This is a genomic window from Vibrio splendidus, from assembly GCF_003345295.1.
Classification (GTDB): Bacteria; Pseudomonadota; Gammaproteobacteria; order Enterobacterales; family Vibrionaceae; genus Vibrio; species Vibrio splendidus_K.
On record NZ_CP031056.1, the window covers coordinates 579,922 to 592,420 of the forward strand.

General features: G+C 43.6%; 10 protein-coding genes. 4 read left to right on the forward strand and 6 right to left on the reverse strand.

Going from position 1 to position 12,499, the window contains the following annotated elements; translation table 11 throughout:
• Nucleotides 1-160 precede the first annotated feature (160 nt).
• Both DUN60_RS18340 and DUN60_RS18345 read right to left on the reverse strand, forming a co-directional pair.
• Nucleotides 161-2,041: a hypothetical protein gene (locus tag DUN60_RS18340; RefSeq protein WP_114634766.1), complete on the reverse strand. Its 1,881-nt coding sequence runs from the start codon at nt 2,039-2,041 to the stop codon at nt 161-163.
• 227 nt (nt 2,042-2,268) lie between these two features.
• On the reverse strand, nt 2,269-4,173 hold the full coding sequence (locus DUN60_RS18345) for a bifunctional metallophosphatase/5'-nucleotidase (protein ID WP_114634767.1): 1,905 nt from the start codon (nt 4,171-4,173) through the stop codon (nt 2,269-2,271).
• Between the two features lie 371 nt (nt 4,174-4,544).
• Here DUN60_RS18345 and DUN60_RS18350 point away from each other — a divergent pair, with 371 nt between their 5' ends.
• From DUN60_RS18350 to DUN60_RS18360, 3 genes are all read left to right on the forward strand, one after another.
• A complete protein-coding gene (locus DUN60_RS18350) occupies nt 4,545-5,387 on the forward strand; it encodes an ABC transporter ATP-binding protein (protein ID WP_114634768.1) in 843 nt (280 codons plus the stop codon).
• Entirely contained in the window at nt 5,384-6,346 is a 963-nt protein-coding gene (locus tag DUN60_RS18355) for an ABC transporter substrate-binding protein (protein WP_114634769.1), read from the forward strand. The genes DUN60_RS18350 and DUN60_RS18355 overlap by 4 nt, the downstream gene beginning before the upstream one ends.
• Nucleotides 6,347-6,447: 101 nt before the next feature.
• A complete protein-coding gene (locus DUN60_RS18360) occupies nt 6,448-7,395 on the forward strand; it encodes a FecCD family ABC transporter permease (protein ID WP_114635761.1) in 948 nt (315 codons plus the stop codon).
• Between the two features lie 21 nt (nt 7,396-7,416).
• Here the strand turns inward: DUN60_RS18360 and DUN60_RS18365 are convergent, their stop codons facing one another.
• Nucleotides 7,417-8,406: a zinc-dependent alcohol dehydrogenase family protein gene (locus tag DUN60_RS18365; protein WP_114634770.1), complete on the reverse strand. Its 990-nt coding sequence runs from the start codon at nt 8,404-8,406 to the stop codon at nt 7,417-7,419.
• Nucleotides 8,407-8,426: 20 nt separating this feature from the next.
• Nucleotides 8,427-9,215, reverse strand: a complete 789-nt coding sequence (locus DUN60_RS18370) for a phytanoyl-CoA dioxygenase family protein (RefSeq protein WP_114634771.1) — start codon at nt 9,213-9,215, stop codon at nt 8,427-8,429.
• Nucleotides 9,216-9,794: 579 nt separating this feature from the next.
• Between DUN60_RS18370 and DUN60_RS18375 the strand changes: the two genes are divergently transcribed.
• Complete coding sequence (locus tag DUN60_RS18375) at nt 9,795-10,982, forward strand: GGDEF domain-containing protein (RefSeq protein ID WP_114634772.1); 1,188 nt, start codon at nt 9,795-9,797, stop codon at nt 10,980-10,982.
• A 72-nt stretch (nt 10,983-11,054) separates the two neighbouring features.
• Here DUN60_RS18375 and DUN60_RS18380 read toward each other — a convergent pair whose 3' ends face one another.
• Both DUN60_RS18380 and DUN60_RS18385 read right to left on the reverse strand, forming a co-directional pair.
• Nucleotides 11,055-11,300 carry a hypothetical protein gene (locus DUN60_RS18380; RefSeq protein WP_114634773.1) on the reverse strand — a complete coding sequence of 82 codons (246 nt, stop codon included), beginning with the start codon at nt 11,298-11,300 and terminating at the stop codon, nt 11,055-11,057.
• A 181-nt stretch (nt 11,301-11,481) separates the two neighbouring features.
• Nucleotides 11,482-12,363: a DMT family transporter gene (locus DUN60_RS18385; RefSeq protein WP_114634774.1), complete on the reverse strand. Its 882-nt coding sequence runs from the start codon at nt 12,361-12,363 to the stop codon at nt 11,482-11,484.
• Between the last annotated feature and the right edge of the window lie 136 nt (nt 12,364-12,499).

A 12,499-nucleotide genomic window follows, 5' to 3' on the forward strand; every position in this document is an offset into this window, starting at 1 on the left:
AATCATGGCTCAAATTATTAAACGTTTTATTTATGAAAGCGGTGTGGGTTGGTGTTGTTTTGCTAGCTTGTTTTTGCCTGTTCTTTCGCAGCCTACTAGCTCGCTGGGAACAAGTCGATGGACTGTAAGGCCAGTTGAATCTTCCATAGACTGGAAAAAATTATGAGTACTTCTTAATAGAGTCTCGACACCTTTTTATGATAACAGCATCTTGAGACACTCTATGTTTCATACTCGATAACCGCGTAAATATTGGATTATCTGCCAAACTTGACTGACGACTATAGTGGCACAATGTCGTTAACAACCAACCACCAAGAGAAACATAAGCCCCACCAGAAACGTTATTGTATTCCATGATCGCTCCGGTCACTAATGGCCCGAAAGCTCCAGTACAATCTAAAGCAGCCAAATTCCCTCTATTCTTTTCTATTTGCATGAGTTCTTTTCTAAGCTCATATAGTTTTAAACTTAGTTCATCTTTGCTTAAATTGGAGTAGCCCTTCAATATGTCTGGAATAGCTCTAAGGCTATTACTAGTAAGAGCATCATCCAGTTCTAGTACATTCATGTCATTATTAATTGCCAGAACATTCTCCAAGAGAATGCTAATCTCGGACTCTCTAATAAACGAAGAGTTGTTAATCACTCCATTGTAAAGGCAGCCAACAGCTTCACAAGCCGCAACCTCTGAATACTGTTCGGAATCAAATGGAAAGTGATGTGCATTTAATCCTTGTGCAAACTCAAAGCTAGAACTGGCCGTAGCAAGCTCAATAGATAAGTCTTTCCCTTTAACTTCAAATAGTTTGGTAGCTAAATTAGAAAATCCAGCTCTAAAAACAGAAGTAGCTCCTTCTTTATCTATCATGTACTCTGAAAACTGCCATTGTTCAGAAAGCGACTTGGCTAAAAGCTTGAGTCCTTCGCTATTAGACCTCGCACAATAATAGAGAAACGCATATTGCTCATCACTAGAAAATGTAGAGCCAACAATGCCAGACTTTTTTTGTATACCCTGAATTGTTGTTGCTGCTAATCGCCTTGAGAATATTATTGCATTCGGATTGACCTCTATAATTTCTTGCAATAGAGTTTGCGAGTATCTTGCTAAATTTTGTGGAACAACAAAAAGCAACCGACCTCTAATAATAAGTTCTTTTAACTCAAGTGGATTTATACCAAACATGCTATAAAAGTCTCTCTCCTCAGACTTAAATGGCAATGCTATAACAACCTTTTCATAAAGAGATAAATATACCCTCAAATTCCTGCGTTCAAATACAGAGGCGTCTACGAAACATTTAGTATTTTTCCCCGAAAAATCATTAGGCAAAAATATATCTTGGTGTTCTAGCTCATCACCATTAAAAATAATGTTCCTATTTTTAACCCAGAAATCTTCATCTTCTTCATACCTATCCAAAACATTTCTAGGAAATTGTTTCTGAATTAAACCACTAGCTATAATTTGAAGGTTATTTTTAGAGTCATCTTTGAAATCGACCACTCCTGGATAATCACTGATATCATGATTTACCTCGAAAACATAATCAAAACCCTGATGACCTAAGGATTCACAGATAAGTTGAATATCTTCTTTTTCATCATTAGTTGTTTCATTCTTCAGTACAATTCTAAACTCATTCGTCGCCCACTTCATATCAGCATGAAATGGTTGATACTTTTTAGGAATGTGAATATTTAATTGATTAATAAACTCATCCATAAAAAGAGGCTGACCAAACAAGTGGGATTTTTCGAAAGAGTCTCGAAGTGGAATTTTGATGAAACCAGGGAGCTTTCCGCCAACAATGACTACGGGAGGAATAGCCACTGTCCTAAACTCTTCATAGTGACTCTCTAATGCAGCCCTTTTTTCGTCATCACCAAGAACCTCTTGAATAACTGCATAAATTCTTTCACCATCTGTATACAATCCATCATGGGAAAGCTCATGCGTCTCGAACCTAAATGACTCATAGTTATTTTTGATGGTATCGACGATAGAAACCGAATAAGGATAACTTATCCTAGACAATGCACTTCCTCCCAAAACAAAATAAACCTAAGCATAGTTTATACGAACATTAACAAAGTAATGGGGGCAAGTCTTGCTTTTTGCCTGGCAAGCTTAATCCAAATAACCCCGTTTAACGTCATCAAATTAGGACTCTTTAAAACTAACACAAAATAAAGCAATCAACGACTTAACCAGGCTCTAAGCGTCGTTAAGTCGTTAAGTCGTTATTGGTTATAGGTCAGGGGTTAATTGAGCGCGTCAATCAGAGTGATTTCGCGTTTGATTTGCTTACTCTCTTGCTCAGTCGCCTGCGCCAGTTTCTTTTCGCGTGTGGTTATGGCTGCTTGTTTGGCTTCGTCAGATTTGAACATTAGTTCTTTCACGTTGATAGAAGCGATGTTTGTGTAGCGGCCATCGTCACTGGTGGGGATTGATATGGTTTCATCATTAATCAATGACTTTACGATCTCTCGCTGTTCATTGTAGCGGTTCTCTAACCCCGAAAGTGCCCATCGCTGCTGAGTTTTACCTTCATACTTGCCGTTCTTTTCTTCTTTAAGATACTTGATGGTCATGTTACGGATCGTGCCTGCTTCTTCTCCATACTCTGCTTCTGTATCAAAGAGTACAGGGAACGAATCTCCTTCTAGCACGCCGCCTTTCTTGGTTAGATGACCCATTCGATAGCTATTCATACCAATACGGATTTCTGTTTCATCTGTAACTGGAGTGCCATCTGCAAACGCGAGGTTGGTGACGCGTGTACCTGCAGGCTGAGTGAGGTCGATGGTATAAGTCACGCCCGCGAAGAAGTCATTGGTTGAGTATTTTGATGCTCTGCGTTCAGGGTTAAAGCTGTAGGTTACATCACCGGGTTGCACTGAGTTGAAGTAGCCCGCAGACCATTCCATGTAGGTTCTTAGCTCTTTGCCTGTCATCTGGTAGACAGTGATTTCGCCACCTGCGTATTGGTAGTTGTACGCGATGTCTTTGGCTTTGATTGGGCCAACATCGAGCTCTGCATTGTCGTTGTCTATTTGAAGTGCGATGACATTGGCTTTGGGTGCATAGAAGAAGCTCGCTTCTTGGTATAGCGCACTGATGCCTGTGTCTTGAACGTGGACTTGAGGGATGCCGCGGATTTCGTTTTCTGGGACTAAATCAACGCCGGTAAGCTGAGCGACAGGTCGATTCGCCATTTCTCTGAGTTGTTTGTGATAAGGCTGGTATAACTCGTCCATATTTTCATCAGAGTCGATACCTTTAATTTTATAGGTGAAACTGTCTTTGTTGACGAGAGTGAATGTGCCATCGCGTTCTTCAAATTGAAGATCAATACGAGATAAGGCGCGGCCATATTTGTCGGGTTCAGTAATGATAACGCCATTCACAACGGCTTTATCAATGCGAGTGTGCATGTGACCAGCGACGATGGCATCAAGCTCTGGGTTTGCATTGGCAATGTCGGTGACACCGGTGTCAGCAATGTCATTCTCGTTTTCAATCCCCATATGGGCAACCAATACGATGGCATCCACTTGATCATCAATCTCTTTGACGATTTTTTTCACTTCCAAGGTTGGGTTAGTGAAAGTGACGCCTTCTAAGCGGTTGGTGCCTTGCGCAAAGACCTCCGTCATTGGGGTATCCATTCCGATCACGCCGATCTTAATGCCACCGCGTTCTAGAATGGTGTAACCCGGTAAGAATGGATTACCGTTTTTGTTCTTGATGTCGCCGCCGAGAGACTGCCCTTTAAATTGGGTAACGGCTCTGTTGAGCGTTTTAAGGCCAAAGTCGAATTCGTGGTTACCTAAAACCCATACATCGTATTTCATGTGATTAAAGCCAAGCATCATTGGATCAACAGGCTCGTCTTTGAAGGTTTCTACGAAGTTGCCTTGGATGGTGTCGCCAGCATCGACAAGGATAATGTTAGATTGCTCTTTGCGGATCTCACCAACTTTGGTCGCGATTTGACTCAAACTACCACGAGTATTGAGTTTATCTGCCGCGTAATCCCACGCCATAAAATGACCATGAATATCTGAAGTACCCAGTATCGTGACATCGTGTATGTCGCCATCAGCTGCAAAGGTGGGAAAGGCTAGAGAGAGTAGGATGGCGCTTGATAGTATGTGTCTTTTCATCAGTATGTTCGCATCGTGGTTTTAAGTATGACGCTACCATATAGAATCGAGATTACCTTATGGGTGATCAGTGTCATATTTATAGTGATATAACTTACTGATGTTTCAAATAAATGTGATTCATGACCATCTCGTAACCACTTAAATTATGGAGAAACGCATTACAACTCTTTACTGCGTTCTCAATACTCAATTCCTTGAATCAAACTTTCTCAGTGAATCAATTTCCGTAAGCACTTCTGTCTTTGTTTAAGGTGATTGGGTTATCCCGCCATTCCCATTACTTCTTAGCGCGGTCTTAATATTTCTATTATTAACTATATCTTTAACTTATTGTTATGTTATAACATAACAATAAGTGTTGTTTTTGGATGCTCGGTGGGAATTTGAATAAACCTGTATTGTCTGTGCGCGGGCTCTGCGCTGATGGTTTGGCTAACTGGAGAGCCGTCTCCGACGTGACATTTGATGTGAACGATGGTGAATGCGTTGCCATCATTGGCCCCAATGGAAGTGGAAAGTCCAGTTTGCTGAAAGGCATTACAGGCGAATATAAAACCGTCGCGGGTGAGTTGATGTTGTCTGGTATTGCGCTTGGAAGCCTTGAGCGGCAGCAGATAGCCAAGCAAGTCGCAGTGGTTACTCAACATGAGCATGTTGATCCTCGTTTGAGCGTTGCTGAGTATGTTGGCTTAGGCCGAACTCCTCATACATTTTGTTGTAGCGCAAAAGAGCACCAACGAGCGGTTCAGCAGGCGATGCAAGATGTCGGGCTTGTTCACAAAAGCCAGCGGTGCTTTGGTGAACTATCCGGTGGTGAACAGCAACGTGCAAGTATTGCTCGCGCATTTGCACAAGAGCCGAGGCTTTTACTCTTAGATGAACCTACAAACCACCTTGATCCTCTCGCTCGCCTTGAACTTCTGAGCCTAATTAAACAGCGCGGCATTGCGTCTGTTGTGGTGCTGCACGATTTACCTTTGGTAGCGCCATTCGCCGACAAAGTCTTGTTGATGTCAGATCAAAAAATGGTGGCGTTCTCAGCCCCAGATACCGTGATGCAAGACCGATACATGATCCCTGTTTTTGGATTGCGCGTTCTCACGTTCAATCATCCTGTTATATGCAGCACCATCCATCATTTTGAAGCCGCATCAACTTACTCAACTCACTTAACTCTCTCTAATCACTCTTTAATAGGAGCAGCCCAATGAAGTGGCCTGTAATTTCCAGTCTTTTGTTTCTTTTACCTTTCTCTTTTGCGTATGCGACAAGCACTCAATACCCAGTGACGGTTGATAACTGTGGGAGCCCATTGACCATTGAAAAGCGGCCCTCGCGTGTGGTTGTACACGACATCAATATGACCGAGATGGGGTTTGCTCTTGGTCTTCAAAAGGAGATGGTGGGCGTTACGGGCATTACTGGGTGGTACAAGATGTCGAGTTCGTTTGAAGAACGTTTAGGTGATATTCCTGAGCTCGCACCTAAGTATCCTTCATTAGAAACATTGATTGCTGCTGATGCTGACTTCTTTTTCGCTGGCTGGAATTACGGAATGAAAGTGGGTGGTGAAGTGACGCCTCAAACACTGAAGCCATACGGGGTTGATACTTTAGTGCTCTCTGAGAGTTGCATTCATACCCAAGACCAAAAAGAAGGCGCGACAATGGGTCTGCTTTATGGCGACATGCAAAAGTTAGGCGTTATTTTCGACAAGCAAGCAGAAGCCGAGGCTTTGGTAAACAGCTGGAAAGAGAGAGTTAAAAAAGTAGCAGAAAAGCAAAAAGCATCAGGTAAGCCGAGTCCAAAAGTGTTCTTGTTTGATTCGGGTGAAGATAAGCCTTTCACCGCGGGTAAGTACGGAATGCCAAACGCAATGATTGAAGCTGCTGGTGGCCAAAATATCACTGGTAACATGGAAGCAAGTTGGGCTCGAACCTCTTGGGAGAATGTCGCTCGTGAAAACCCAGATGTGATTATCCTTCTTGATTACCAATCGGCGAGTGGTGCCGATTCGTTGCAACGTTTCCTCGAAGCCCATCCGTTAATGAAATACACCAATGCAGTCACTTCTGGTCGTTATGTCAAACTGCGTTATGAACAACTCACCCCTGGGCCTGCCAATATCGATGCCATTGAGAAACTTGCAGAGGCGTTCGTTTCTGAGTGATCGGGAAGGTTGTTATATGAAATCTTGTTATTGATAAGAGTAGTAGTCCATTGATTTTATTTGATAAATATCGAGCAGCATGGCTAACAGGTATCACTGCCATGCTGCTTGCCTTCATGATGAGTTTACAATTTGGCTCAGTCCCTTTGTCTTTTAAGGAAGTGATTGTAGGACTTAGCTCTTTCACTGATCCAACGCCGGATATGACCAGTCGAATACTGATCGATCTAAGGTTACCTAGAGCATTGTTAGCGGTTATCGCGGGTGCAGGGCTGGCGATGGTTGGGGCGTTGCTTCAAACCTCGACACGAAATGATCTGGCGGATCCGTTTCTGTTTGGCTTGTCATCTGGCGCGTCTGCTGGTGCTGTGTTGGTGATCACCAAAGTGGGAGACGCTCTGGGTGTTTGGTCACTGCCACTGGCTGCATTCTCGGGTGGTATTGTTTCGGCGACCGCCGTTCTGATTCTGTTTTCGATGCAGAAGAAAAAAGGCAATGACAACTTGATCTTGTGTGGTTTGGCGATCTCATTTCTATTCGGAGCCATCACGAGTTTTTTGATTTATTCAGGCGACCAGAGAGCGGCGAGTTCGATTTTGTTCTGGACGATGGGAGGCTTAGGGCTCGCACGTTGGGATAATTTGATTTTTGCCTTGGCGGGCGTGTTGTGTCTTATAGCGTTGATTTTCAAACGTTATCGGGAGCTCGATACTTTGTTGGTGAGTGAACAGACGACAAGCTCATTGGGGATCAATGTACACCGCCTACAAAGCGAGATTTTTCTTTGTTGTGCGTTTTGCACTGCGTCGATTGTATCGATGACCGGAGTGGTCGGTTTTATTGGCTTGATGGTACCCCACTTAGTACGACCATTTTCAGGTGTCACTCACAAGCGAGCTCTGCCTTTGGTTGCCTTGTGGGGCGCGGTGCTTTTACTGTCTGGGGATGTGATTAGCCGAACCATATTAGCGCCACAAGAACTGCCTGTAGGTATTGTGACGGCGGCTCTTGGCGGGTTGTTCGTTTTGTATCTTGTTTGGCGTAAATAGTGTGCTCTCAATTCCACCAAACTACACAGGCAGTAAGATGATCTTGCCGTTCAAGCGTGTGGTTTTCGATTCAATGAGATCAATCGCGGTTTGCACCTCATCGAATGGCAGATAGCGGTCGACGTCGAGCTGAATGTCGTTTGTGATGAAGTGATCTAACATAGTCGTGAACTTATCACGGCGAACATCTTTACCTTCCGCTTCTTCCCAATAACGTAAGAAGAAGGTGCTGAAATCGATGCCTTGGCTTCTCGCGTGCTCAAAAAAGCGTGGTTCGTAAAAATCCAGAGACAGCGTCCCATAGTTGATAAAACGCCCTTTGTTGCCAAGGGTGTGAATAAGATCGGTTCCGGGTGAACCGCCAATCGCATCAAAGGCAACCGTTGGTCGAGGTAAACCTAGCTGTTGAATCTGTGCAACCAAATCACTTTTGGCATCTAACACATAGTTTGAATTGGTTCGAGAGCGTTCAGGTTGTGACGTCACAACAATGATTTGAAACCCAAGTGAGCTCGATAACTGGGAGAAGATCTTACCGATGGCTGAGCTACCAGCATTGATGATCAGCACATCTTCTTTGGTCAACTTCGCGACTTCTGTCGTTAGTACCCACGCGGTGAGCGCATTTATGTACAACTGACAGGCGTAGCCATTATCTAGGTGCTGAGGAATGTGGAAGAGGTTGTCTGGTGATACATCGACATAGTTCTGCCATGTTCCACTGGTTGCCACAAGCACGCGCTGATTCACTGCAAACTCAGCATGGCTGGACTCTACAACTCTTCCTACCGCTTCAAATCCCGGCACTCTCGGCGGCTGGTGGCTATGTTTGTATTGGCCCACACCATAAATCGACAACAGATCACTAGGATTAATGTTAGTGGCTTCAATTTGTACGCGAACTTTATCTTTGTCTAGTGCCCCTAAAGTGACATGTTCTAACTTGAGAGATTCTTTTGGCTGACCGAAACGGAACTGGCTAATTCGGGTGTTTTGCTTAGTGTCAGTCATAGTTCGGGTACCTTTATGGATTATGAGTACTGCATTGATTTTAAGTGTAGCGTGTTCATAAACAATCTTGGGTCGGTAATATTGCTCAGCATGGCTGGCGTTGGCAGACAATCGTCATCAACGTAGTCGACATAGTCTGCCGCCGAGTCAAAGATCAAAATATCCAAAGCCAAACGATCCAAGCCATAGCGGCCTCGGTGAATCATATCCGCTGAAAACACCAATAAGTCACCGGCGGCTAACGGTATCTGCTTACCGCCAGATATATCATCACTGCTCACTTTGCCGTTTTCTTCTTGGCGAACATTGTATTCTTCTTCGTTGTCCCAACGCTTGTGTGTGCCGGGGATAAGCTCCATACCGGGCTCGTCAAAAATAGGGACTCGCAGGTGCAATACTTGGGTTTCCATGATGACTTTCATCTGGTCATCAACGTCGTAGTCGTATTGACAGTCACGATGCCAGAAGTCTTTTTGTTGCGGGTTCACAGGGTTGAAGAACAGCTGCGTATTCATGAATGCCGGTTTGTTCGGAATCACTGCATCAACAACGCCCATCACTTGTTTTGAGCTGATGAAGTCAAAAAGCACGCTTCTATCATCGGCAGGCAAATATTCGCTTCCGGTAATTAAAGACGAGTTAAATGCTTCTTCTTTATAGAATTCTTCGTTGTCTGCTTTCCATGATTCATGGAATTTCAGCACGACTTTTCTAAGCGATGCAATTTGAGCTTCATCGAAATAATTTCTGATAACAAAGTAACCATGTTCGTTGTAACGGTCACTTAATTGTTGGCTGTTTTCTACCACTGACTACCTTCATTCATTCTTTACTGTGTAATAACTAGGGGCTGTTGACCTTTCGTGGTTAAGTTTTGTTCGGATGGGGGACGCCTAGTCAAAATCGTTTTAGGCGCGGCGAAGAGTATGTAGCCTAGTCATTCTAAGCAAATATTCTTAAACAAAGCATAAAACGATTTTTGCGGGGGCGCCTAGTTCGAACCCTTCGGGCAGCTCTTGTGGTTCGGCTTTTCATGTAGGCCAGCTACACGTCAAAGCCTCTTCCTTGAATAAATTTTCCACAAGATGCTGCAAAACCCAGCTCGAAAGGTCAACAGCCCCTAGAGATTTCTTGGGCGCATAATGCCAGACAGTCGTCATTCGACCAAGTAACGAGTGCAGAAGCCTGTAGATTCCGTGATGCTATGAAGCCATGTGGGCGAGTTTTACATGCCTATCCAGATCATGGACTCATGCGAAAAAAATCTCTGCATATGTGATCTATCCCTTATTTTATAAAATACAAGGATTCATATAGTGAATGTTTCTTTGGTTTGTATGATTATTAACCATGTTGTGATTTGGTTTGCGTATGGAAGATAGAAAATCATGGATGGTTTTTCGCTGGATATGAGAACACTTAATTTCATTATTATTTTGTTCTCTTTCATTTACTGTATTGGCTTATTGTTATTTCAATTCACTCAACAGCCGATTAAAGGGCTTTCAATCTTTTCCATTTCAATATTTGTTATCGGAACAGGGCCGTTGATGTTGAGCCTAAGAGGGGAATTCCCTGATTGGGTCACCGTTATTGGTGCCAATATGATCATTGCGCTTGGTTTTCATCTCGCCTTGTATAGCTTATGTCTGTTTCGAGAATATTCTCTCAAATGCACCTACCTCAGTAGTCTAATGATGTTGGCTCTTTTGCCATGTTTTATTTACTTCACGTACTATGAGCCTTCCATCAAGGCTCGAATTATCCTCATTAGTTTATATCTGGCTTTTGTGACTTTTTGCACTGCCTTTGCGGTATTAAAGGGCCGGCGTGATGACTTGACCCTAGGTATTCGGATGATGGCCATGTCATTTACGATATATGGCGGGTTTATGGTTTTCCGAGTAATGGTGACGTTGTTTTCAGCTGAGCTTCAGGATTTCATGGCGGCCACTCTCATTCATCAACTTGCCTTTTTAGTGAGCATCGTTCTTATCGTGTCGATGAGCTTTACAATGCTTTGGCTGATTAATGCAAGGTTGCTTAGTTCTATTCACGAGCTGTCCTACAGCGATCCCTTAACGGTACTGGGAAACCGCAGAGCATTAGATGAAATGGTACCAGTCATCATGAAGCAGGCGGGTACTACGCCTGTCAGTGCCATTATGATGGATATTGATAATTTTAAGTCGATCAATGATCAACACGGGCACATTGTGGGTGATCTCGTCATCAAGTCTTTTGCTGAAATGGTTCAAGGTGCGATAAAAACATCGCCCAAAGCCAGTGCGTTTCGTTTTGGTGGAGACGAGATAATGATTTTATTGCCCAATTTTAATTTTCTCCAAGCACAGGCTATTGCCTGCAAGCTGCGATTATCTATTTCAGAGGTATCAGCAGTACAAGAACATGAGATGTTTCTGACATCGAGTTTTGGTGTTGCTCAGCTTCACCCGCATGAGAGTTGGAATGGGTTTATTAGCCGAGCCGACAAAGCGTTATATCAAGCGAAGACAAACGGTCGCAATATGACTTCAATTTGTCCTAGTCATATTAATCAACTCGCTACTGCTTGATGAGTACAGATCTCTAAGCGGTAGTTTGATGAGATCACTAGTTTGATGCGGTTCACTGTTTTGACACGGCCATTATATTGTTGGCTGTGGCGCTGAGTTTGTTTTTTGGCTTTGTGTTAACTTCTGAGGGGGAGTGGCTTCAGTTTCTTCTGCAGACGTAAAATGCTTATCCGTTAGCGTCACGGTCATTGCTTCATGTTTCACGGTTATGGTTGCCACTTCTGATTGGGCTTCATTTGTCGTCGTGGGTTCAGCGAATGCCATTAGTGAGGTTGTAAATACGATTGTTGCTAGTGCGATTTGAGCGAGTGTTTTCATTAGGCTGTATCCTATTGGGTAAGTGGAGATTACGAATAGCTGATACGTGCACTATAGAAATTATGTGAAAATGGTTCTTATCATTTTACGCCACCGTAAAAATTATACGGTGGATGAATGTTTTGCTTGGCATGATTTGCTCGTTCTTATTTGCCAACACCCAAGCATGACGACGTTCAACTTACTGCCACATAACCAATACCGCTGCGATAGAAAGCAAGATGAGCGCAACAATGTCTTTGCGCGCGATGCTTTGCCCTAACCAGAAATAGGATATCAACACCATGAAGATCACTTCGACTTGCCCGAGTGTCTTTACATACGGCACGGCTTGAAGTGACATCGCGCTAAACCAGCCAAGGGAACCAATCACACTTGCTAGGCTTGTCATCACCACCAGTTTAGATTTCTTGAATATCTGGCGCAGCGTGTCTCGCTCTCTGAAAAAGAGATACGTACAGATAATGCATGTCTGAAGAGTTATCACCAGAAACAGTACCCAAGCAGCGCTATGAGGGAAGGGAAGCCCTATGTTCAAGCTGGCCTCACGTACCCAAAGAGACGTTAAAGCAAATGCGGTACTACACGCCATACCTAACAAAAATACTTTCGGAGACAAGCTTCGCCAACCCGAAGAACTACTCATGATTAGTACGCCTAACGTGCCAATAAGCACGCCGACCCAACCTGTTAGTGTCAAAGCAGTACCAAAAAACAATACGGATAACACAGCAGATACGGGGGCTTCACACTTGGCTAAGCCTGCTCCTATCGCATAGTTTTCGAGCTTAAATAACATCACCATTAAACCCGTCGCGAGGATCTGCATGATCGCTGCTGCAACGATGTAAAAACCAAACTCGCCGGAAAAGTTAGGAATAGCAACTGGCTGCCATTGATAGAGTGCACAAAGATAAATAAGTGCGATTGGGCCAGCCCAAATAAAGCGAGCCAGTGTCACACCTGCCACACTCATGGTGCCAGCTAGTTTACTTTGAAATGCATTACGCCAAGATTGGCTGAAGGCTGCGAGAAGAGTAAAAGCTATCCAACTAAAAGACATGACGCTTCCATGTGTTATGTAAATTAATGATTATCTTAACAAAAAATATCATGATAAGAAGCGACATGGTCTATTTATAACCAGAGGCTCACCTTTCCGCTCTATTTGGTATCAGAGCGTTCTTGAAAAGGTCTAC